This window comes from Saccharolobus shibatae B12, from assembly GCF_019175345.1.
Classification (GTDB): domain Archaea; phylum Thermoproteota; class Thermoprotei_A; order Sulfolobales; family Sulfolobaceae; genus Saccharolobus; species Saccharolobus shibatae.
Window position 1 is genome coordinate 1567032 of the sequence record NZ_CP077717.1, and the last position, 22433, is coordinate 1589464.

Consider the following 22433-nt stretch of genomic DNA (forward strand, 5'->3'; position numbering starts at 1 on the left):
AGAGTATGAGGACTCTCATCATATCAGACTACGGCGCTTACGTATACGTCAAGAAGAACATGTTCGTGATAAAGAAAGGGGATAAGAAGGTTGAGATTTCGCCCTCTGAAGTTGACGAAATATTGATAACTGCCTCTTGTTCTATTTCAACTAGTGCCCTATCACTAGCATTAACTCACGGCATAAGCGTTATGTTCTTGAACTCTAGGGATACCCCTTGGGGAATACTATTACCTTCTATTATAACTGAGACTGTTAGAACTAAGAAGGCGCAGTACGAGATAATTGTGGGTAGGAAGGAGATTAAATACGGAGAGGAGATTATAAGTTCCAAGATTTACAACCAAAGTGTGCACCTAAAGTATTGGACTAGGTTCACTGGGACTAAGAACGATTACAAGGAGCTGTTGGGTAAGGATGAACCAACTGCTGCTAGAATATATTGGCAGAACATATCTCAACTGTTACCTAAGGATATTGGATTTGACGGCAGAGATGTAGATGGAGTTGACCAGTTTAACATGGCGTTGAACTACTCTTACGCCATACTTTATAACACTATATTCAAATATCTAGTTATAGCTGGGTTGGACCCTTACCTAGGTTTTATACACAAGGACAGACCCGGAAACGAGAGCCTAGTCTACGACTTCTCAGAAATGTTTAAGCCGTATATTGACCTCTTATTGGTTAGGGCTTTCAGAAGCGGTTTTAGGTTAAAGGTCAAGGATGGTTTGATTGAAGAGAACAGTAGGGGAGATTTAGCTAAGCTGATAAGAAAGGGGATGGAGGAGAACGTTAAGGAGGAGGGTGATCATAATCCGAAAACCTTGATACAAGCAATAAGGGCTCATGCAGTGAAGTTTGCATCAAGTATTAGGGAAGGGAAGGAATATAAGGGATTCAAGTTGGTGATGTGAGTGAAATTATTAGTAGTATACGACGTCTCCGACGACAGTAAGAGAAGTAAACTGGCCAACAATTTGAAGAAGCTGGGATTAGAGAGGATTCAGAAAAGTGCCTTTGAGGGTGATATTGATAGTCAAAGGGTTAAGGATTTGGTTAGAGTTATTAGGCTAATCGTCGACATTAACACTGACATAGTTCACATCATCCCTTTAGGTATAAGGGATTGGGAGAGGAGAATTGTAATAGGTAAGGAGGGGTTAGAGGAGTGGTTAGTGTAACAGACTTAAAAGACTTTACCTTATGTAAGGTTATACCTTGGATAAGGAGGAAGATGGGATGGAGAGAGCCAATAACGAATAGTCAAAAGATAGCTAAGAGCGTAAATTTAAAGGAGATGGTGAGTGATTTCCCCGAACCTAAATATTACGAAGTTCATTTGAGGGATAAGGGCAGTGGACTTAACGGGATAGTCGACGTTCTAACTGAGGATAGCGTAATAGAGATCAAGGCCTTTCATAGGAGGTTCTACAATCACTTCAGAATACAGTTGTTGGCTTATGCCTACTTAGCTGAGAGAAATGGATTTAGAGTGAGGAGTTCGGTGTTGTTGATGAATAAGGAGAAGAAGATTAACATCGAGATTAGAAGGGAACATATTGAATATATAGGAAAGTTAGTTAACCGGTTGATTGATAGCTTAGAAGATGATAGCCCTCCAGTTGTTAATCCCTCACCCTTGTTATGTAAGGCTTGTCAGTATAGGAGGATCTGCCCAGTTAGCGTTTTGTTGTGAGTTTGACCAAGTAGAGCCTTATAGCAAGATATTTTTCAGAATAGACTCGATTAGATTGTTATTAGAGAGTTAAGTGTAGTGGACAAGTAGTGAAATTAAGGGCGATTCAGGTTTCCATTGCGAATTGTGATTATGGCAAAAATAGATTAAAAAAGGAAATTGTTAAGCGTGAATCCTTGCCGGTCCTAGGAGAGTGTTCAATTAAATTCATTCCATTTCAATACATAAACTGAATTCACAAAGGATGCGTGAATGACCTCATAATATTTCACTTACTCTTCTAATCTCTTACACTATCTATCAGTACTCACATAACTCCAATTCAAAAAATCTAATAAGTAGCAGTTGTTCTAATTTTCCTTCGGTAATACAAAATTCCCGGTACTACCGATAAGGTTTTTAGTTTAGTGTTTAGTTAATTAAAAATATGAGGATAAACTCCTCAGATTAGTTGAGATATATTTAGTTGATGAACTAGGTTTGATGAAAATCTTTAAGCTACGTTAAAGTAGAACAACTGCTATAATAAGGTAATTTAGCTTCTCTCTCCTTCCTCAATCAGTTGCTCACTGCTTTTGACGCTGTTTACAACACTCCTATTTAGTTTAATAATATTCAATCCCAACTCATTCAGCTCAACCTTTCTATCCTTGCCTTTCTGTATTAAGATACCGAATTTCTTTAACTCAGCTATTTTGTTTATCAAAGTCTTCTCACTCTTATCTAACATTTTAGCGAGCTCCGTTACTCCAGCTCCTTTCGTTTCGTAGAGTAAATTAAGTAGCTTCATTTCCTCTCTGCTATAATCCCTCATTAAAGCCGTTATTGCTTTATCGCTAAATGAAATAACCTTACTACCCCCACCCTCATCTCTAACGTAAATCGTGAACTTCTTCCTACTCACGATAATCCCTAAGAGAAGTAAAGTGTTTATCATCCTCATTCCCATTGTTAGGTCGCTTATTATTGGCTCTGATAAAGGCAAGAGGATATCCAAGATCTTGGAGAGAGCTGAATTGAAGTCGGTTATGTCTATTTCGTAAACCCTCGGAAACGGATAGTTTAACCTTGAAGTTTGAGCCCTTAAACTATCTATTGCAGTCCTAGTTCCAGAGATAATTGGAGAGGGAACAATGATTACAAGATTATCTTCTTTTTGTGCCGAAGTTTCATTTAGAAGTCTCAGCAGAAAAGTTTCATTAAATCCCATGGTGACAAAATATGACTTCATACCATAGAATTGGTATTACCACCTCATAAATCTTTCTATAACTTAAGAGCTAGTTGTTGAGGTAGGTATTTTGTAGTTTTGTATTTTTTGTCCCGTTTTTGTAAGTGTTGTTTCTTTTAGGTTTTAAGGAGGGGAGGTAGGATGTTGTCCTTAAATGATTACCTTTATGAAGAATATCTTGTTGTCCCGGGTTTAGTAGGGAGTGTGAAAACTATTAGAAAAATTGAAGATATGAGAATGAAGTAAAGTTTATAAGTAAAGAAGAGAAAATAAGAGTGTAAATAGAGATTAATAAATCCTCAGTTAATCTACTATAGAATTGAAAGAAAAGGGCCTATCGTATAAATACGTATATAAATCCAGAGGTTAATCTACTATAGAATTGAAAGACTTTTCTAAGTTCATGAACTACCTCTCCTACAAGGCTGGTTAATCTACTATAGAATTGAAAGACACAATCTCCATCATCCTCACCATCAACTTCTCCAAGTTAATCTACTATAGAATTGAAAGTGATGTAAATTCATCAAATGGTGGCATTAATTGATGAATTACGTTAATCTACTATAGAATTGAAAGAAAGACTAAACACACTGATAGCTATAGTAACTGGGCTAAGTTAATCTACTATAGAATTGAAAGTGACATTATTACCTCACCACAATTCTGTTTGGATAGTTTCTAGTTAATCTACTATAGAATTGAAAGATTACTTTCTAAAGTAGAAAGCGATATTTAAATCTTTTGCGTTAATCTACTATAGAATTGAAAGTATGGTAAAGTGTCTCCGGTACCCACATAGCCTAATCCCGCTACGTTAATCTACTATAGAATTGAAAGATGATATTTAGCCTAGGTTTTGCAGCGGCATTCGGATTTTTGTTAATCTACTATAGAATTGAAAGAGGGCAGAATGGGCATTGCCATTCAACCAGAACTGGGGGTTAATCTACTATAGAATTGAAAGAATTTATATAGGACGATCCCCGTAACAAAGCCAGTGACAACGCGTTAATCTACTATAGAATTGAAAGGAGTTAAGTATAGCAATAGGGGCTATTTGGGAAGACTTACAGTTAATCTACTATAGAATTGAAAGATTTGCTCTTAAAGCAGTACCGCATAAGATGTTAACCAAGTTAATCTACTATAGAATTGAAAGACAAAAACTCCGGCAGCCATATATATTAGGTGTTTTACGTGTTAATCTACTATAGAATTGAAAGGTCAAGGATACTATAACATTTTCGTGTGGATTGATGATAAGTTAATCTACTATAGAATTGAAAGGCATCAACGAGTCTTCTTATACGTCTATAAGCCACAAGTGTTAATCTACTATAGAATTGAAAGACAGTTGAAAAGAAACTCTTTAGGTCGTTCCCTACGCTTGTTAATCTACTATAGAATTGAAAGGCGCTTCAAGGGCTGGGAAACAATATAAGTAGTTTCTTGTTAATCTACTATAGAATTGAAAGTATTTATACTTAGAGCTCTTTGAGATCATTTCCGAGGGTTAATCTACTATAGAATTGAAAGCACTGAAACTGAACAAACCAACCAACGTCACTAACAGCCTGTTAATCTACTATAGAATTGAAAGTCCCTTGTGGGTTACCTTTTGGGTTTGGAGTGTACGCCAGTTAATCTACTATAGAATTGAAAGTCTGTAAACTACTAACTGATAATTCTGGCTATGATCCTTGTTAATCTACTATAGAATTGAAAGTCAAAAACATCCATCATTGTCTCAAGTAATGTAGCCCGTTAATCTACTATAGAATTGAAAGCAAAGGATAATGTTGGCTTTCGGGAGCTCCCTTGGTTGTGTTAATCTACTATAGAATTGAAAGATTTCACTCTGTAATACTATTGTTCCCGCGGAAGAAAGTTAATCTACTATAGAATTGAAAGACTAAAAGGGCACCCACTATCAGACCCGGGTTTCCCGGTTAATCTACTATAGAATTGAAAGAATAACTTTCCATTATCTTAAGAAGGTAATAGACCAAGTTAATCTACTATAGAATTGAAAGACCCTCCTGCTTCACCTATTGCACCTAACACACCACCTTGTTAATCTACTATAGAATTGAAAGATCAATATAGAAGAATTAAAGGGATTGGTGAAAAAGTATGTGTTAATCTACTATAGAATTGAAAGAGCTCTCTTCGTCGGTCTGGGACGGGACTCGAAAAATTAGTTAATCTACTATAGAATTGAAAGGCTACTGATTCTTCTACTACAACATCCACGCCAAATGTCCCGGTTAATCTACTATAGAATTGAAAGCTTGATACATAATCTGCAATAAGCGTGTACAAGTCAAATGTTAATCTACTATAGAATTGAAAGAAAATGTTTATGCCGTATTGGCAAGATGACATAGCGTCACGTTAATCTACTATAGAATTGAAAGAATGACTTTATATTATCGTAAACTTGCCCAAAAATACTTTTGTTAATCTACTATAGAATTGAAAGGAATTTGGATTTGTTTCAGGTGGAACGTGGGATGGAACGGTTAATCTACTATAGAATTGAAAGCTTTCTAATGCATTCGCTATCACTGAAAATGTAGTTTGGTTAATCTACTATAGAATTGAAAGTATTGTCTTAGGGTTTATCAGCGTTGTCGTATATAATAAGGTTAATCTACTATAGAATTGAAAGTTGATATATTTCATACGCTATTATATGAAGTGTACCGGAGGTTAATCTACTATAGAATTGAAAGTAAATCGTCTTTTACTGAAGTTGAAAAAATCGCTCAATTGTTAATCTACTATAGAATTGAAAGATAAATTTTGCGATTGTTAAGATTTTTTCGTCTCGAATATGTTAATCTACTATAGAATTGAAAGTTGTCAAAATTAATACGTCGTCAAATTTGAGTGGTATATGTTAATCTACTATAGAATTGAAAGAACATCTCCATTATTTTGTCTGAAAACTCTTGAATGTGCGTTAATCTACTATAGAATTGAAAGAAAGTACCCAGGGAACTACTAATGGTAAACTGGGGAGTTTGTTAATCTACTATAGAATTGAAAGACAGTAGAGATTTACCCTGGACTTGCATTACCTATAGACGGTTAATCTACTATAGAATTGAAAGATAATGACTGGCGTCAATCAATATCTACTTCAAGATATAAGTTAATCTACTATAGAATTGAAAGCTATCTATAAGCGTTTCATTTTTCCACCAAATTTCATCAAGTTAATCTACTATAGAATTGAAAGTCGCATGCCAGTTCTTCTGAACTCGAAACTTAGTTTGTTAATCTACTATAGAATTGAAAGAGTATCAGAGGGCAATGCATTGCTCTTAGAGTATGAGCCTAAGTTAATCTACTATAGAATTGAAAGAAACTATTGAAAAGAGTATAAAAGAGCTTATAGACCGTGTTAATCTACTATAGAATTGAAAGTCACTACCAAGTTCTACGACCCTTCGAACGGCAGATTCGGTTAATCTACTATAGAATTGAAAGCTACTTTCTGCTATCTTCATAATTCTCTCTAAAACTTGTGTTAATCTACTATAGAATTGAAAGTTAGGTGTTATTGTACTAGACCAATTTACTTGATTTTTTATGTTAATCTACTATAGAATTGAAAGTTATGTGTTTGTAAATGTGACTGTAAAAAGTAGTTTAAAGTTAATCTACTATAGAATTGAAAGAATTCAAACCCCAAGGGAATAGGGAGTTTTTCAGGAAAGTTAATCTACTATAGAATTGAAAGGTTAGTATATCTTGTGTGATCACTTTCAGGGCGTCATAAGGTTAATCTACTATAGAATTGAAAGTTTTTATATATTCGTAGTTTTCGGTTATGTATTTTACTCTAGTTAATCTACTATAGAATTGAAAGCTGTATTGCTGTATAATCTCAGTAGTATACTCATTTTCTGTTAATCTACTATAGAATTGAAAGCAGCCCATGCCATAAGTGCCTCACATTCTTCCACAGTAGTGTTAATCTACTATAGAATTGAAAGTAAAACTTTCCCTTTTCGGATAACCTATGAATAACGGGAATGTTAATCTACTATAGAATTGAAAGATATGGAACTTTGTTTCCTTCTTCCTCTTCCCGTTTCCTCGTTAATCTACTATAGAATTGAAAGATGCTTGTGCAAGCTCGCTAGGGTCTTCATATCCGTGTTAATCTACTATAGAATTGAAAGGACATTTATGTGTATCCAACAAGGTATCCGGAGCTGAATGTTAATCTACTATAGAATTGAAAGATTTTTCTCCACTAAAGAAACTCTTTAATAAATTCATGAGTTAATCTACTATAGAATTGAAAGTGTTTATTCCTATCTCGGTCTCCGAAGAGGAACCAGTGTTAATCTACTATAGAATTGAAAGTAAGAAACAACGGAATACCCCACAGATAATCAGTATACCTAGTTAATCTACTATAGAATTGAAAGTTGGGAACTGTTAAAGGATTATCAACTATATCATCTATTAGGGTTAATCTACTATAGAATTGAAAGTTCTCTTTTCTCTTTGGAGAGAAGAACAGACGCTAACGTTGTTAATCTACTATAGAATTGAAAGGAAGGCTAAATGTTTCATAATCTATGTTAGGCGGAACATGTTAATCTACTATAGAATTGAAAGTAAAAAATCACTTCACTTCATTATTTTCTTGTGGTCACCGGGTTAATCTACTATAGAATTGAAAGGATTTACGTGTGCCGACACTTGAGGAAATACGTAAGACGTTAATCTACTATAGAATTGAAAGAGTTCTTTCAATTTTTCTCTAATAGCCTCATTGACAAAGTTAATCTACTATAGAATTGAAAGATGATAGCATCATACTGCTTTATATGTTCCTGCAACGCTTTGAGGTTAATCTACTATAGAATTGAAAGAAATTCCTTTTGCCGAATTTATTAGGTGCTGATAACGTGTTAATCTACTATAGAATTGAAAGGCAATATCAGTACTAACAGAAAGTGTGAAAGCACTAGGTGGTTAATCTACTATAGAATTGAAAGTCCCTTTATCCTTGCCCTAGTATTATAATGTTGTAAGAAGTTAATCTACTATAGAATTGAAAGTCAACTTCTACGCTCTGATACAGATCATATAATTTCTTGTTAATCTACTATAGAATTGAAAGCAAATGAGCATCAACATAAAGGCTTTCCTCATTGATTGTGTTAATCTACTATAGAATTGAAAGAAGGGACGTTTAAGAGGGGTGGCGAATGCACTTCACTTAAGGTTAATCTACTATAGAATTGAAAGCCGGTACCTCCGAAACCACCATCAATGATAGGATTTTCTAGTTAATCTACTATAGAATTGAAAGTTATATCATTTCCTAGTAGGGAGATTTTTGAGGAAGTATGTTAATCTACTATAGAATTGAAAGACTTTCTGTAGCGGAGGCAGCGTTATTAAAGGAAAGGTTGGTTAATCTACTATAGAATTGAAAGCAATATGCCAGGATAATAAAGAAGATAGCGGTAGATATAGGTTAATCTACTATAGAATTGAAAGTTGTGGCAAATAGTACTTTACAATAAAAGGACTGGTGAGCCGTTAATCTACTATAGAATTGAAAGAAGGTATTTAATCCATAACTAATGACAAATTGCATAGTGATGTTAATCTACTATAGAATTGAAAGTCATTAGGTATTGCATTTAATTGTAAAACTATACTGTCGGGTTAATCTACTATAGAATTGAAAGTATCTGACAAAAAACTCACCTCCTATGCTTGTGATGCCTGTTAATCTACTATAGAATTGAAAGAAATGGACTTCGATTGTCTCGCTAACAAAATAGTGAATCGTTAATCTACTATAGAATTGAAAGATCCTATTTTACGTCGTTCTTCGCTCTTTTCTGTGCCTCCGGGTTAATCTACTATAGAATTGAAAGATTGTTATCTCTTTGCATCTTATAGACTACCTGAGAATGTTAATCTACTATAGAATTGAAAGACGACATGCCAAGCCGTAATTAAGTAATGAGCATCTACGTTAATCTACTATAGAATTGAAAGATTAGGGCATATTCTATAGCTTTCTGCTCTGATAATGCAGTTAATCTACTATAGAATTGAAAGGTTTTCCTTAAGTCTTTCAACACTTTTATTACTTCTTTTTGTTAATCTACTATAGAATTGAAAGACTTACTACCGGCATTACGGACAGCAATTCCACCCACTTTGTTAATCTACTATAGAATTGAAAGAACCACCAGCCTATCCCAAGCATTGCGATTGCGATAATGGTTAATCTACTATAGAATTGAAAGTTCTCATTTCCCACCTGCGTTCCATAACTCTTCCATTTCTTGTTAATCTACTATAGAATTGAAAGTGCTTCTTCAGCAACTCGTACACTCTAAGGGCTTCCTCCCTGTTAATCTACTATAGAATTGAAAGATTGCTTGAGCTTCATCAATAGGCTCCATTTGCTTTCTTGTTAATCTACTATAGAATTGAAAGCTCCTTTTTAGCCTTCTTTTGCTTAACGGGCATATTATGGGTTAATCTACTATAGAATTGAAAGACGTCTTACGTCTACTACGTAGCGAGATATGGCTCAGGTGTTAATCTACTATAGAATTGAAAGCGTCAGTCTCTCCCTTAAACAACTTCATTAGCTGATCCTCTGTTAATCTACTATAGAATTGAAAGAGTGAGAAATACTTAAGAGAAGTATGGGGATTGGAGAGTTAATCTACTATAGAATTGAAAGCAAAGTTCTAACACAAACCAACCCCAAAACCCTAAGAAAGTTAATCTACTATAGAATTGAAAGTAAACCTGAACCTTTCCCTTAAGCCCTTAGTTACTTCATGTTAATCTACTATAGAATTGAAAGTCAATCATAGCGTAAGTGTTTTCCTCATCTATTTCTACTTCGTTAATCTACTATAGAATTGAAAGCTAGCTATACTGTAACTTTTATAAGTCCCGGAAAAGCCGAGTTAATCTACTATAGAATTGAAAGGATGAAATAGTATCAGGTATTGTGGTAGTTAGGAACGTATAGTTAATCTACTATAGAATTGAAAGGCATCAGGTAGCGCCGCTACTGGCACGGTAGTTGGTCCCGGTTAATCTACTATAGAATTGAAAGAAATAGAAATCCTCCAATTAAATTTGCACTATGTTGAATGTTAATCTACTATAGAATTGAAAGATTATATCCACCGAGCTGGAGAATTACGTCACAACCCAAGTTAATCTACTATAGAATTGAAAGGACGATATGGAATAAGTCAAACCACCATTTCCGATATATGGGTTAATCTACTATAGAATTGAAAGATTATCGTTCCTATCCCTTGAAAATACGTGGGGTAAATGACGTTCAACAAGGAAAGATTATAATCAACCATCCTACCACTCCCATTAACAGCCCTAGTATGCCTAGCTAGCCTAGCTAGATGAGCTCTACAGTAAGAATTATAACTCTCCACAGTATAAGTATACTCCTTACCTACAACGTGGTTATCAAGGACTTGATAAACGTTGTAAGCATCAGTATAATATACCTCACTCCTAGGTAGGGAATTCTGAAGAAAGTTAAAAGTCTCATAACCCCTATTGCCAATAGCGAAGAAGAGGAAACCATTTGCCAAAGCATTCCATATCCACAAGTCTACCCTCTTCGGGTCGTGCCTAACCCTAACGTAAGTCCAACTCTCATCAAGTGCCGTGATCTTTGCAGTAAAGCCCTTTAGTTACTCTTATAATACTAGTAGATTAACGTATGCCTCTACTCTTTCCTCTTTATTACACTGTGGCTAACGCTTTTCCTTCAACCTTTCCTATTGCCCTCATGCTTATCCTATTCAAGTACTCCTTCAAGATCCTTTCCTTCTGCTCTTTACCCATCTTGTGGTTTTGTGCTTGGCAGATCCTCCTGTAATTTTTACACTTGTATTTTTCCCTGATGATCCGTCACTTGTTATATAAAAATTGTAAATTACCCGATAAAAATCTTTAGGGAATTTGGTAAACGTAATACAGAAGACTCTTTTTCCCTTTACAAGAAAAATTTAATACTTTATTTTTCGTATTTAGGGTATGATACTAGTCTTAACACTTGGCTTTGATGAGAAGTTTCAGTACCGCGCATTAATGAGGCAAGGTAAGAGTATTGAAAAAGTCATTATTGTTGGGGGTTTTGAGGAAGAGAAGGCTAAAAAAGCTTTGGTATCCCTCACCAATTTCCTGAAAACGGTTAACGTTCCTTATGAGGTTGTTGAAGTTGACCCTAGAGACTTTGAAAATATTGTGGAGAAAGTTGGAAAAGTTATTATAAATTATGCAGGGAAAGATTTCACGGTTAACTTGAGCGGAGGTATGAGACTAATGATTTTAGCAGTATTTTCTGCCTTTTTATTGACCGGAATAGACGCTATTGTTGAGATAGAGACTGAGGACTTAACTAAGGTTTACTATTTTAAGGTAAGCGATGTTACTTTTCCTTCCCTATCCTTAACTAAGGATCACTTGACAATATTAAAGGCTATTAAGGATGGTTATTCCTCTGCTAATGTAATAAGCAAGAGCACGGAAATTCCCTTAACTACCACTTGGAGGAGGTTGAACGAGTTGAGGAAGGAGAAATTTATTGATGAGTCCAATAAACTAACTATGAAGGGTGAGCTTTTGTTGAAAATTTACGGATCCTAATTTTTCCAGCTTTATGAAAAAGCTTTTCGCTCACAAGAAATAAAAAGGTTTATATATTGGGATAATAAAGAGAATAGTATGGCACAACAAGTAAAAGAAGAGAAGGAGGGCATCATAGGGAGGGTGGCTAATTTGTTGGCTGTAGGGTTCCTCTATAGCGAGTCTCCAACACTACTGGATAGATTCGCTAACGCCCTATCTAAAGAGGCTGTGACTAAGGTTCTATATGATGTCCAAAGGATTGTACAGATGGGTATTGATAGAAGTGAGATAGTGAGTACTACAACTACGATTCAAGGAAAGGAATACCCTGCTGTTAACGTAACTTCAAGTGAGGGGAAGTACACGATAGTGGGCTATCTACCAACTAACCAAGATATAGAAGATTTTCTTAGGATGATTGAGGAAGACGTATACTACGCTAGGAAGGCAGGTGCATTGGCCATGAGTATAGCGAATAGGATTAAGTTAGGTACTAAGAGGGAACAAGGTGGCGGTGAGGAGAAATGATAAGCGGTTCAGTTAGGTTTTTAATAAACCTAGAGTCGCTGAACGGTGTTGAGAGCATAGGGAACTTAACTAAGCACAGAACCGCTCCGGTTGTGTTGAAGACTTCAACTGGTTACCTAGTTAGGTACGTTCCAGTGATTTCCGGAGAAGCCTTAGCTCATGCCTATCAGGCAAGCCTAGTGGATATAGCTAAAAAGGAGGGATTGCCAGTGGGTAATTTATCATCTCAATACGAGTTCATAAAGTTCTCAACTGATGAGTCCTTAAAGATTGAAGGGATAAAGGAGCCTAAGGATTACAACGATGCTAGGAGGTTCGAGATAGAAGTAATGCTTAAGGACATTGTTGCTGATGTGGGAGGTTTCATGTACGCTGGAAGTGCTCCGGTGAGAAGGACATCAAGGATAAAGCTAGGTTATATGATACCGGCTTTAAGGGGAGACGAAATACCCGCACAATTAGAAGCGCAATTTCACGTTAGGTTTTCAAATAAGCCCGTTAAAGGTTCTCAAGCTATCTTCAACGTAGAAGTGTCCTCTGCCCTCTACACGTTTTCGTTTGAACTTGACGAAGATTTAATAGCAGTTCCATCTACTGTGGGGGAAAAGGTTGAAGGCGAAGAGGAGTTAGAGAGGCAAAAGGCTCGAAGGATTGATGCTGCAATTAAAGCCCTTTACTCTTTGCTATCGGGTAATTTCGGAGGGAAGAGGTCTAGGTTCTTGCCATCCATGAAGTTGATGTCTTTAGTAGTGACGAAGACTGATTTCCCATTCATACCGGAGCCTGGACATGACGATAATTACATTAAGACCACTGTTATGAGGTTAGAGAAGGCTAAAGGTGTGTTGAACGGAAATGTGGCTAAGGTCTATGTGATTAACAACGAGGGTATAGAAGTTGGTGAAGGGGCTACAGTACTGTCAAGTGTTGAGGACTTAGTAATTAAATTAAAGGAGTAGAGAGGTAAGGTAGTTTTGATCTACTCTAAGGTTTTTTTAAAACTTCATTGGGGGTTTTCCGTAGTTAAGCCCTCAGCTGCTAAGGCAAAGCCAGGGTTCTATTTACCACCTCCTACCACACTGATTGGGGCTTTATCTTACGGTAAATTTAGGGGAGTGGATAATGCTAATTTAGGTAAGGTTTACGGTAGTCCGGCGTATAATTTTAGGAACGTTATGGCTACTGCTCGATTGGAGTCTGAGGGAGCTTACACTGAGGACATTATCAGAAACGTTATATCGTATTTTCAACGTAAGGAGAGGAGGGAGAATCCGAGATACATTTACGGAGTAATCCCTACTGGTAAAGTGTATATGCCTAACGGACGGTTAGTTGTGGTCTACGTAACTGACTCCATGAGTAAGGAGGAGTTGGAAAAACTCAGCTGGAGTATAACTAGGATAGGAGGTAAGGAGTGCTTGGTAAGTGTGGAGAACGTTGAAGTCGGGGAGGCTAAGAGGGTTTCAGGTAGGGTTAAAACTAGATATTATTTCAGAGATACTGTAAAGGTAGTAGGTAAGAAGGAGTTTTTGGAATACGTTACTTTCTGGGAAGAGAACGGTTATATATGGGGAAAGGAGGGAGGCTCAATAAGGTACATTTTACCGATAACCACCTATCCCTTAGCTAGCAAGGAGGTTGAAGTTGAAGCTAAGGAAGCATATGAGGTTGGTGGGGAATATGTCGTCTTTAGTTGACTTCTATAACGATTTCATTACTCGTCACGGTTTTGAGGAGAGGAAGGGTATTGAGGATACTTTAAATAACTTGGAAAACGGGCATAGCGTTGTACTTAAGGCCCCCACTGGCTACGGTAAAACAACGTTAACTATGATCCTAGCTAATGCCGTTAGTAGCGATATTGACTTAGGTAGTAGGGTTATTCACGTATTGCCATATAGGGCTATTGTTCAGGATTTGTATCTAAAGTTGAAAAATTACGCTGATAGAGGGATAATTTACACTAAGAGTATTGGAGCTCAAGACATGGATTATCAAGATTCCCCTTTTTTTATGAAGAAAGTTAATGTTACGACTCTGGATACCTTCATTCTAAATTTGTTTAAACTACCTACTGTTGATTTTAAGTCAATTTTTAAAAATTACGGTTCTCATTATGAGTTCCCTAGGGCGTTAATATATAGTAGTATTGTAATATTTGATGAATTTCACTTATTGGGTGAGGATGGTAAAAGTTTAGGAGCTGGACTTGCCGCTTTAGAGGTTTTAAGGGATGCGGGTGTTCCAATAATAGTTACTTCCGCTACCATAGATAAGGGGTTGGAGGGGGCTATAATGGATAAGTTAGGTAAAAACGCGAAGGTTGTTAACGCGACTGATTTCAAAATCGATAGAAAGCTATACGTTAACGTATTAGAGAAGGAGGAAGAGGGCATTTCAATTGCTGAGGGAAAGGTAAAGGAAGGTAAGAGGGTTCTTCTAGTTTACAACACGAGAGTCTGGGCAATTGAAGCCTATAAGAAGTTAAAGGGAAGGGGATTATCTCCTATTCTCATTCACAGTAAGTTCAGTAGAAAGGATAGGATAGATAAAGTTAACAAGATAAACGATGCAAAGCTGGTAGTTTCAACTCAGGTTATAGAGGCCGGTATTGATACTTCTTTTGACGTTTTAATAACTGAAGCTTCTCCCTCTCATAATCTGATTCAAAGGGCCGGTAGGGTAGCGAGGTACGGTAAGGGAGGAAAAGGGAAGTTAGAGGGTGAGGTTTACGTTTTCCCATTTAGCGGAAAGGTCTATGATGAGAGGGAGGTTGAGGAGACCTTAGAAAGAGTAAGGGAACTGAAAACCATTGATGAGAACTTGCTCATTGAAAGGGATTACACTGATGTGATTGATTCAATGCTAGCAAGGGATCTATCTGTAATAGACAACTCCGTTTTCGTGGACTCGAAGAGGGTGAAGTCACTATACGAGGAGATTTGTTCCATAACTAGAAACGCCAGCATTATATTGGGGTTCCCACCAAACAGTAATGACGTCAATGACGCCATACCCTTAACTGAGGAGGAGGCAATTAAAATAATAGAGAGCAAGGGAAGTTCTGCTCTAGTGGGGAATGGTAATGTTAAATTGTATAACAGAAGATGCCTTCAACTGGAAATGTTGAAGAACGATATTTTAGGAGTTAGGATTCAAGATTATAATAGTGAAATAGGTGGTGTGTATTGATAAAGCCTTGCGCTTATGAGAAACAAGGTTTAATCGATCACGCCATTGGTTCTTATAAGGTTCTAGGAGGTAAAATAAGTGAGTCTTATTATAAGATTATCTCGAGGAGGTTGGAAAGATATGGAATAGTTCTTGATCTAAACGTTGTTAAGGAAATAGTTAAGGACGTTGTTGTCCTTCACGATATGGGAAAAGCCGGGGAGTATTATCAGAGTCAGTTTGACGATAATTGTAATCCCCTAAAGAGTAACTCTTCTTTCATATATCATGAACTTGGTTCGGCTCTATTTTTCTATAATGATTATGAACCTATTGACTTTAAGAAAGCTGAGGAGATTAAGTCTTTGTTAACTTTAGCTGTTCTAAATCACTTGAACGCAATTAGGGGGATATCTGATTATTCACTGAATAAGTTCCCAGATAAGTTTGATGAAAGGATGATAAAGCTTAATAGGTACGGGAGTATTTTGCTGGAAAACCTAAGAGGTGTGATTTCCAAGAGCTTAAAAGTTAGGGATTACACTTTTGATGACTATCACGATATGCTTTATGCGTTTTCTAAGAAGAATGAAAAATATTTAAAGTTGTATAATCTTTTTTTAGCCCCAATAATGTTGGGGGATAATTTAGATAGTAGTTTAGTTCGAAATAATAGAAGTAAAACCAGATTTGTCCGTATATTGGAGGGTGAGTTAAATGGAGGTTCCACTCTATAATATATTTGGAGATAATTACATAATTCAGGTGGCAACGGAAGCAGAGAATTCAACTATATATAATAATAAAGTGGAAATAGACGATGACGAATTAAGGAATGTACTGAACTTAGCTTATAAGATAGCTAAAAGTAATGAAGATGCGGCAGCGGAGAGGAGAAGTAAGGCGAAAAAGAAAAAGGGAGAAGAAGGGGAGACCTCTACGTCAAATGTAATTTTACCTTTAAGCGGAAATGACAAGAATCCTTGGACAGAGACGTTAAAGTGTTATAATTTTCCCACAACCGCTTCGCTATCTAATGTCTTTAAGAACTTCTCACAAGTGAAGGAGTGCGAAGAAGTAAGTGCGCCATCCTTTGTAAAGCCAGAATTTTACGAGTTTGGAAGATCACCGGGAATGGTGGAGAGGGCTAGAAGGGTGAAACTGGAGGTAGAGCCACACTACTTAATTATAGCTGCTGCTGGCTGGGTTTTAACTAGGCTAGGGAAGGCTAAGGTTAGTGAGGGTGAATACGTAGGAGTAAACGTGTTTACTCCGACGAGGGGTATTCTCTACAGTTTAATTGAAAACGTTAACGGAATTGTACCCGGCATAAAGCCTGAGACTGCCTTTGCACTCTGGATAGCTAGAAAGGTGGTAAGTAGTGTTACTAATCCCAACGTAAATGTGGTAAGAATTTATACCATGTCTGATGCTGTTGGGCAGAACCCAACCACAATAAATGGAGGCTTCTCCATAGACTTAACTAAATTACTGGAAAAGAGGGATCTATTGAGTGAAAGGTTAGAGATAATAGCTAGGAATGCGTTAAGTATAAGTAGTAATATGAGAGAAAGGTATATCGTTTTAGCTAATTACATTTATGAGTATTTAACGGGTTCTAAAAGGCTCGAGGATTTACTATATTTCGCCAATAGGGACTTAATTATGAACTTAGACTCCAATGATGAAAAGATTAGAGATCTGAAGTTGATTTCAGCATACGTTAACGGAGAGTTAATAAGGGGAGAAGGATAGTGCCATTAATTTTTAAGATAGGATATAACGTTATCCCTCTACAAGACGTTATTTTGCCTACTCCATCATCTAAGGTGTTGAAATATTTAATACAAAGTGGAAAATTACTCCCTTCGTTAAAGGAGTTGATCACATCAAGGGACAAATACAAACCGATTTTTATATCCCATCTTGGTTTCAATCAGAGGAGGATTTTCCAGACTAACGGAAACTTGAAGACTATAAACAAGGGAAGCAGGCTTTCATCGACAATAGCATTTTCTACACAAGCTAACGTTTTGCCTGAGGTTACGGAGGGTGTCTTCGAAACTGTTTACGGTAAATTTCACATAATGATCGAGAGTGTGGAAATAGTGGAAGTTGAGAAGTTGAAGGAAGAAGTTGAAAAGCACATGAACGATAATATAAGAGTGAGGTTTGTTTCCCCCACATTACTTTCGTCTAAGGTTTTGCTTCCTCCCTCCCTTTCTGAAAGGTATAAGAGGGTTGATGCGGGTTACTCGACTTTGCCTTCTGTTGGATTAATTGTGGCTTATGCTTATAACGTATATTGTAACTTGATTGGGAAGAAGGAAGTTGAGGTCAGAGCATTCAAGCTTGGCGTTCTTTCCAATGCCTTATCTAGAATTATGGGGTATGATCTACACCCCGTTACCGTTGCCATTGGGGAGGATAGTAAGGGTAATTTGAGGAAGGCTAGGGGTGTTATGGGTTGGATTGAGTTCGATATTCCAGATCAAAAGTTAAAGAGGAGAGCCTTGAGGTATTTGTTAGCGTCTGCTTATTTGGGTATAGGAAGAAGTAGGGGTATTGGGTTTGGTGAGATCAGATTGGAGTTTAGGAAATTAGAGGAAAAAGAGAAGAGATAACTGTTGTTATTATACTAAACACGGCGACGCTAATTATCTCACTCCCTATATAAAACATATTGGTTTAAGATATGAGTAATATAGATCTTACTGGGGTCAAATCATTGACTTCCTTGGACGTAAAGTTCAATTGTTAGCTTTACTCTTTTTCATAATAGGCACCATATGCTAGGCCTCTAACAAGCTCGAATTTGTAACCGTAGGAGTTGCTACGGAGGCTAAAATGAGTAAATCTAGTGTTAGTAGTGAGGAGTGGGCTGGTGTACTCAAGGCATTAGACAGGAGAGGCTAATTAGCAATAACATTTACGGATAATCCTAGGGTTAGATAGTTAAAAAAGAATTGTGTTCAAGATTATAATACTTCTATATTAAAGTTATTAAATCCTATTATCTATCTTAAAGTGATAGTAAATATTGCGTAAAGTATTCATAAGTAGCAGTTGTTCTACTTTAACGTAACTTAAAAGTTTTCATTAAACCTAGTGCACCTCCTAAACGTATTTCAACGAACGGGAGAAACTCCTCCACCTTTCTGCTCAATCCCTTCATCTTCAGTATTCCAGCCAAGGAATTGAAGGATTTAATGAGCTCGCTCCTTGCAATGTCCAGCTTCTTCTCGGACTTAGCACTTTTCAATCAACCAAACGCTAGACTAAAAACTTTATCGGTAATACTGAAAATCTTGTATTACCGAGGGAAAGTAAAATAACTGCTATAAAGAGACGCGTTAATTAACCTTGAAATGTCCGTAAACTTTAGCTGTTTAGTTAACCTGGACACCTCGTTAAGTAGAGTTTAAACTCATCAAGTTAGTGGAGTATATTCCACAAAGTTTAAAATATGTTAGTGGAGTATATTCCACAAATGAATGTTGAAGAAGCTAAAAGGATAGTAGCGGACCAGAAGGAATTGGTAGAGGAAAAGTTATCAATGAATTACATTAAGAGGGAAGTAGGAGATATTTCGAGGTTTTTAGCCATCCCTAACGTCTTGGCAATACTTGGAGTTAGGAGGTCTGGGAAATCCACATTATCCTTAATGCTAATGAAGGGATTAAACGTAAAATTCGCTTATTTGAACTTTGACGATGAAAGCCTTTACGGGTTAACTACTAAAGATCTAAAGAGCATAGAACAGGCTATTTATGAAGTTTACGGTAATGACGTAAGTTATTTAGTTTTTGATGAAATACATAACGTTAAGGGATGGGAGCTTTTCGTTTCTAGATTAAGGGAGACTAAAAGGATAATAATAACCGGGAGTAACTCAAGAATGTTATCGGGCGAACTCTCAACTTCACTTACCGGTAGACATTCTGACTTCACACTCTTCCCTTTTTCCTTCAGAGAATACTTAAGGTTTAAGAAGATGAACGAAGAAGTTCCGCTGTCTACAAAGAGAATAGCTGAGGTAAAGGTGGAGTTAGAGAAGTATATGGAGGTTGGAGGTTTTCCGGAAGCATTAATAATAGGTAAGGATCAGATTGACGTAATTTATAACGATATATTATTTAAAGACGTGGTCTTCAGATATAAGATTAGGGAGTTGGAGAAGTTTAAAGACTTCTCGAAGAGCTTAATTTCGTATTATTCGACGGAGGTTTCCCTTTCTAAATTGGCGAAAGTGATCGGAGTCGATAAAAAAACGATAGACTTATGGTCTTTCGGTCTCGAAAACGCTTACCTAATTTATTTCTTACCTAGATACGGTGAGAAGCCTAGAGAGAGACTGACGTTTAATAAGAAAGTATATATAGTAGACCCGGGCATGATTTCGAGAGTAGCTGTGAGGGCTAAGGATAAGGGGAGGATTATAGAGAATTTAGTCGCTTTAAAGCTGTTCAGAGATAACCAATTAAAAGGGCTATATTATGTTAAAGGTAAGGACTTCGAAGTGGATTTTTATGACGAAATTAACTCGCGTTTGCTGCAAGTGACTTACGCTTCAGATAAGATCGAAGAGAGGGAGATAAGATCTCTCCTAAAAGCTGAGGAAATGTTACGGGTTAAGGAGTTAATAGTGATCACTTACGATATTGAAGGCGAAGAGGAAAGGGAGGGTAAGAAGATAAAACTCGTCCCCTTATACAGGTTTTTATTGAGCTGATTGGGTAGGCAAGAGTAAGAAAGTAATCTCACTACTACATCGCGTAAAGACTTAGTGTGAATAGCATTTTACGTAAAATCCTAGTGTTAGATAGTTTTTAAAAAATTATGTCCAAAATCATAATATTTTATATTAAAACTGTAATACTTGTTATTTATCTTGGAATTGATATAAATGTTAAGATAAGTTTTCATAGGAATTATTGAGTGCAACGATTGATAGTGTCGTCATTAGGGTATAAATTCTGGGATTAGTCTTCTCTCCCATAAGACTAGGGCTATAGAATACTTCATCATGCTTATGCTCCTATTCACTGCCTTTGTTGCCCTCTTGAAACGTATAAGCCTATCCCTTAGTGAGGAATGAAGCCCCTCGTTGGGGTTAACCAGTGAGACAATCGTGTGGTTTTTTAACCAGAAGTAAACGTTTTAATCATCACTCACCCATCATCTGGCAAGTACATTTTAATCTCACTGAAAGTATTCTCATCCCTATCATCCACAGAGTAAATTATGTATAACCCTAGCCTAGTGTACACATAACAAGTAAACACCCACTTGTAGAAGGCCCTAGTGTTTCTGTACAAGTACGTCCACATCTCATCAACAACCTTAGTAACAACTTTACCCTTAACAGACCCTTTAGCCTTATCCCACTAGCTTCTCATACCTCCTCTTACCATAACGCTTAACCCAAGTAAACACAGTACCCAAAGGCACATTAAGAATCCTAGAAATAGCCCTCATACCATTAGAATACATCCTCAAAGCCAACTCCCTAACCCTCTTATGATAATGATGCCTAGAAGCATCACCCAAAAAACGCTTACCACACTACACAAAAACTTCTGCCTACCCAACCACACTTAACAACGTGATGACTACCGCAAGAAGGACAAGCTAAATCTTGCCTAATTACAGGCTTCCTACCCATAAGTAATACTCATAATACAAGAATTTATACCCTAATGACGACACTATCTCCACACTCTCCAAAAATACCCATTAGACTTTTTCTTTCTAACAACTCCCCAATAAGCTTATTACCTATAGCATGTATATAGTATATTATGAAAACCATAATGATAAGGGATGATGTATATAAGAAATTGTTTGAGATTAAAGGTGATAAAAGCTTTAGTGAAGTAATTGAAGAACTGATAAAGGAATCATTAAGTGTGAGAAGGAAAAAGATTGAAAAATACTTTGGGATTCTTAATGAGGAAGAAGCAAGGGAGTTAGCTAAAGAAATTGAGGAAATGAGGAAGAGAACTGATGAAGATATTGCTAGAAAGCTCAGCAATTATTGAGTATTTGAAAGGAAACAAAAAGGCAAAGGAAATTCTAGATAAGGCTGAAGATTTTTATGTTAGCTCATTAAGTGCATATGAGATATTATTAGGTAAAATTAATGAAAATAAAATATTAGATTTTTTATCAGCATTTAAAATTTTAAGCGTTACCTTAAAAGATTCTCTGATAGCCTCAAGGATTTATAAAAGATTGAGAGATAAAGGAATGCTAATAGGATCTTTTGACATATTAATAGCCTCTCAAGCTATCAATAGAGATTTAACCCTTGTAACTAAAGACACAGATTTCCTAAGAGTAAAAGAGGAATATGAAAATCTCAGGTTATTAATGCTTTCATAATTAGATGCAAAGCTAAGGAATTTCTGTTTGAAGATTTAACTCTTTACTTTCAGTACTAATCAAGTTACTTTACTCTTATTCCCCACAATCTCCTTAATTAAGTTGATAATTTCAGCATGTACAAAGACTTGAGGGAAATTACCGGTAAATTCTTTCTTCTCAGCATCTGCATGTTCTCCTACAAGCTTTAAGTTCCCTGCTATCTCTTCTATATTAGAGATTATATTCTTTATTTCTTCAATTCTTCCTAGCCTTACATAAACGGGCGATTCACGGATCCATTGCGAATTCAATTTGTTTCTCTAAAACTAGATAAGAATAATTGATTCTACATTTTCGGTAACACTAATAAGGGACGAGCGTGAGGTAATATCATGGAACTCATAACTATCGACGAGAAAGCCCTCTACGGCACTCCACTAAGTGATGCCATGAAGGAGCTCGGACAAAACCTCACACTCGTCCCCAATATACTTCCGGAAAACGCATTATTAAACAAATCGGTCAAGGAGATCGAGAAAATGGCCTTGGAGGAGGCTGAGAAGACTAGCCCAAAGCACCAAAGAGGTAAGGAGAACAGTTTGTTCTACTTTAACTTAACTTAAAAGTTTTCATTAAAGCTAGTGCACCTCCTAAACGTATTTCAACGAACGGGAGAAACTCCTCCACCTTTCTGCTCAATCCCTTCATCTTCAGTATTCCAGCCAAGGAATTGAAGGATTTAATGAAATCACTCTGGCAATG

17 protein-coding genes, 3 pseudogenes and 1 CRISPR repeat array are annotated in these 22433 nt (G+C 36.5%); of the genes and pseudogenes, 15 read left to right on the forward strand and 5 right to left on the reverse strand.

Annotation, left to right across the window (positions count from 1 at the left end; genetic code table 11):
• Nucleotides 1-5 precede the first annotated feature (5 nt).
• The 3 genes from cas1 to cas4 are packed head-to-tail and all read left to right on the forward strand — an operon-like array spanning nucleotide 6 to nucleotide 1702.
• Complete coding sequence (gene cas1 / locus J5U23_RS08425) at nucleotides 6-920, forward strand: CRISPR-associated endonuclease Cas1 (protein ID WP_218265855.1); 915 nt, start codon at nucleotides 6-8, stop codon at nucleotides 918-920.
• Nucleotides 921-1187, forward strand: a complete 267-nt coding sequence (gene cas2 / locus J5U23_RS08430; protein WP_218265856.1) for a CRISPR-associated endonuclease Cas2 — start codon at nucleotides 921-923, stop codon at nucleotides 1185-1187.
• Nucleotides 1175-1702, forward strand: a complete 528-nt coding sequence (gene cas4, locus J5U23_RS08435; protein WP_218265857.1) for a CRISPR-associated protein Cas4 — start codon at nucleotides 1175-1177, stop codon at nucleotides 1700-1702. The genes cas2 and cas4 overlap by 13 nt, the downstream gene beginning before the upstream one ends.
• A gap of 535 nt (nucleotides 1703-2237) precedes the next feature.
• Here the strand turns inward: cas4 and csa3 (J5U23_RS08440) are convergent.
• Together csa3 (J5U23_RS08440) and J5U23_RS08445 are read right to left on the reverse strand one after the other, a co-directional pair.
• The gene (gene csa3 / locus J5U23_RS08440) at nucleotides 2238-2933 is read right to left on the reverse strand and encodes a CRISPR-associated CARF protein Csa3 (protein WP_218265858.1); all 696 of its coding nucleotides are present in this window, start codon (nucleotides 2931-2933) and stop codon (nucleotides 2238-2240) included.
• A gap of 302 nt (nucleotides 2934-3235) precedes the next feature.
• Nucleotides 3236-10250: direct repeats of the CRISPR family, unit length 24 nt; unit sequence GTTAATCTACTATAGAATTGAAAG.
• A 9-nt stretch (nucleotides 10251-10259) separates the two neighbouring features.
• Nucleotides 10260-10877, reverse strand: a pseudogene (locus J5U23_RS08445) (IS1 family transposase); the annotation flags it as partial.
• Between the two features lie 135 nt (nucleotides 10878-11012).
• Between J5U23_RS08445 and csa3 (J5U23_RS08450) the strand changes: the two are divergent.
• The 8 genes from csa3 (J5U23_RS08450) to cas6 all read left to right on the forward strand — a co-directional run bounded on the left by csa3 (J5U23_RS08450) (nucleotide 11013) and on the right by cas6 (nucleotide 17929).
• Nucleotides 11013-11624: a CRISPR-associated CARF protein Csa3 gene (gene csa3, locus J5U23_RS08450; RefSeq protein ID WP_218265859.1), complete on the forward strand. Its 612-nt coding sequence runs from the start codon at nucleotides 11013-11015 to the stop codon at nucleotides 11622-11624.
• A gap of 78 nt (nucleotides 11625-11702) precedes the next feature.
• Nucleotides 11703-12134 carry a type I-A CRISPR-associated protein Csa5 gene (csa5, locus tag J5U23_RS08455; protein WP_218265860.1) on the forward strand — a complete coding sequence of 144 codons (432 nt, stop codon included), beginning with the start codon at nucleotides 11703-11705 and terminating at the stop codon, nucleotides 12132-12134.
• Nucleotides 12131-13093, forward strand: a complete 963-nt coding sequence (gene cas7a / locus J5U23_RS08460) for a type I-A CRISPR-associated protein Cas7/Csa2 (RefSeq protein ID WP_218265861.1) — start codon at nucleotides 12131-12133, stop codon at nucleotides 13091-13093. Before csa5 ends, cas7a begins: the two co-directional genes overlap by 4 nt.
• Before the next feature lie 15 nt (nucleotides 13094-13108).
• On the forward strand, nucleotides 13109-13831 hold the full coding sequence (gene cas5a / locus J5U23_RS08465) for a type I-A CRISPR-associated protein Cas5a (protein ID WP_218265862.1): 723 nt from the start codon (nucleotides 13109-13111) through the stop codon (nucleotides 13829-13831).
• Nucleotides 13815-15326, forward strand: coding sequence for a CRISPR-associated helicase Cas3' (gene cas3, locus J5U23_RS08470; protein WP_218265863.1), 1512 nt, complete (start codon nucleotides 13815-13817; stop codon nucleotides 15324-15326). Before cas5a ends, cas3 begins: the two co-directional genes overlap by 17 nt.
• Nucleotides 15323-16042 (forward strand): CRISPR-associated endonuclease Cas3'', encoded by a 720-nt coding sequence (locus J5U23_RS08475; RefSeq protein WP_218265864.1) that lies wholly within the window; start codon nucleotides 15323-15325, stop codon nucleotides 16040-16042. The genes cas3 and J5U23_RS08475 overlap by 4 nt, the downstream gene beginning before the upstream one ends.
• Nucleotides 16023-17060, forward strand: coding sequence for a type I-A CRISPR-associated protein CsaX (gene csaX / locus J5U23_RS08480; protein ID WP_218265865.1), 1038 nt, complete (start codon nucleotides 16023-16025; stop codon nucleotides 17058-17060). Before J5U23_RS08475 ends, csaX begins: the two co-directional genes overlap by 20 nt.
• Entirely contained in the window at nucleotides 17060-17929 is an 870-nt protein-coding gene (gene cas6 / locus J5U23_RS08485) for a CRISPR-associated endoribonuclease Cas6 (protein WP_218265866.1), read from the forward strand. The genes csaX and cas6 overlap by 1 nt, the downstream gene beginning before the upstream one ends.
• A gap of 452 nt (nucleotides 17930-18381) precedes the next feature.
• On the opposite strand, the gene J5U23_RS08490 is transcribed toward cas6, so the two are convergent.
• Nucleotides 18382-18567, reverse strand: a complete 186-nt coding sequence (locus tag J5U23_RS08490) for a hypothetical protein (protein WP_218267564.1) — start codon at nucleotides 18565-18567, stop codon at nucleotides 18382-18384.
• Between the two features lie 228 nt (nucleotides 18568-18795).
• Here J5U23_RS08490 and J5U23_RS08495 point away from each other — a divergent pair, with 228 nt between their 5' ends.
• Complete coding sequence (locus J5U23_RS08495) at nucleotides 18796-20037, forward strand: ATP-binding protein (protein ID WP_218265867.1); 1242 nt, start codon at nucleotides 18796-18798, stop codon at nucleotides 20035-20037.
• Nucleotides 20038-20267: 230 nt separating this feature from the next.
• Here the strand turns inward: J5U23_RS08495 and J5U23_RS08500 are convergent.
• Nucleotides 20268-20970 (reverse strand): annotated as a pseudogene (locus J5U23_RS08500) (IS1 family transposase).
• A gap of 136 nt (nucleotides 20971-21106) precedes the next feature.
• Here J5U23_RS08500 and J5U23_RS08505 point away from each other — a divergent pair.
• Complete coding sequence (locus J5U23_RS08505) at nucleotides 21107-21346, forward strand: antitoxin VapB family protein (RefSeq protein WP_218265868.1); 240 nt, start codon at nucleotides 21107-21109, stop codon at nucleotides 21344-21346.
• Nucleotides 21312-21689: a type II toxin-antitoxin system VapC family toxin gene (locus tag J5U23_RS08510; RefSeq protein WP_218257830.1), complete on the forward strand. Its 378-nt coding sequence runs from the start codon at nucleotides 21312-21314 to the stop codon at nucleotides 21687-21689. The genes J5U23_RS08505 and J5U23_RS08510 overlap by 35 nt, the downstream gene beginning before the upstream one ends.
• 59 nt (nucleotides 21690-21748) lie before the next feature.
• On the opposite strand, the gene J5U23_RS08515 is transcribed toward J5U23_RS08510, so the two are convergent.
• Entirely contained in the window at nucleotides 21749-21982 is a 234-nt protein-coding gene (locus tag J5U23_RS08515; protein WP_244988764.1) for a hypothetical protein, read from the reverse strand.
• 81 nt (nucleotides 21983-22063) lie between these two features.
• On the opposite strand from J5U23_RS08515, the pseudogene J5U23_RS08520 reads away from it, so the two are divergent.
• Nucleotides 22064-22264 (forward strand): annotated as a pseudogene (locus J5U23_RS08520) (IS256 family transposase); the annotation flags it as partial.
• Nucleotides 22265-22433 lie beyond the last annotated feature (169 nt).

Excerpts from the sequence above, each read along its gene's own strand:
- cas1 (WP_218265855.1), top strand. The coding sequence starts at position 6 with ATGAGGACTCTCATCATATCAGACTACGGCGCTTACGTATACGTCAAG.
- csa3 (WP_218265858.1), bottom strand. The coding sequence starts at position 2,933 with ATGAAGTCATATTTTGTCACCATGGGATTTAATGAAACTTTTCTGCTG.
- csa3 (WP_218265859.1), top strand. The coding sequence starts at position 11,013 with ATGATACTAGTCTTAACACTTGGCTTTGATGAGAAGTTTCAGTACCGC.
- csa5 (WP_218265860.1), top strand. The coding sequence starts at position 11,703 with ATGGCACAACAAGTAAAAGAAGAGAAGGAGGGCATCATAGGGAGGGTG.
- cas7a (WP_218265861.1), top strand. The coding sequence starts at position 12,131 with ATGATAAGCGGTTCAGTTAGGTTTTTAATAAACCTAGAGTCGCTGAAC.
- cas3 (WP_218265863.1), top strand. The coding sequence starts at position 13,815 with ATGTCGTCTTTAGTTGACTTCTATAACGATTTCATTACTCGTCACGGT.
- csaX (WP_218265865.1), top strand. The coding sequence starts at position 16,023 with ATGGAGGTTCCACTCTATAATATATTTGGAGATAATTACATAATTCAG.
- J5U23_RS08495 (WP_218265867.1), top strand. The coding sequence starts at position 18,796 with ATGAATGTTGAAGAAGCTAAAAGGATAGTAGCGGACCAGAAGGAATTG.
- J5U23_RS08505 (WP_218265868.1), top strand. The coding sequence starts at position 21,107 with ATGAAAACCATAATGATAAGGGATGATGTATATAAGAAATTGTTTGAG.
- J5U23_RS08510 (WP_218257830.1), top strand. The coding sequence starts at position 21,312 with ATGAAGATATTGCTAGAAAGCTCAGCAATTATTGAGTATTTGAAAGGA.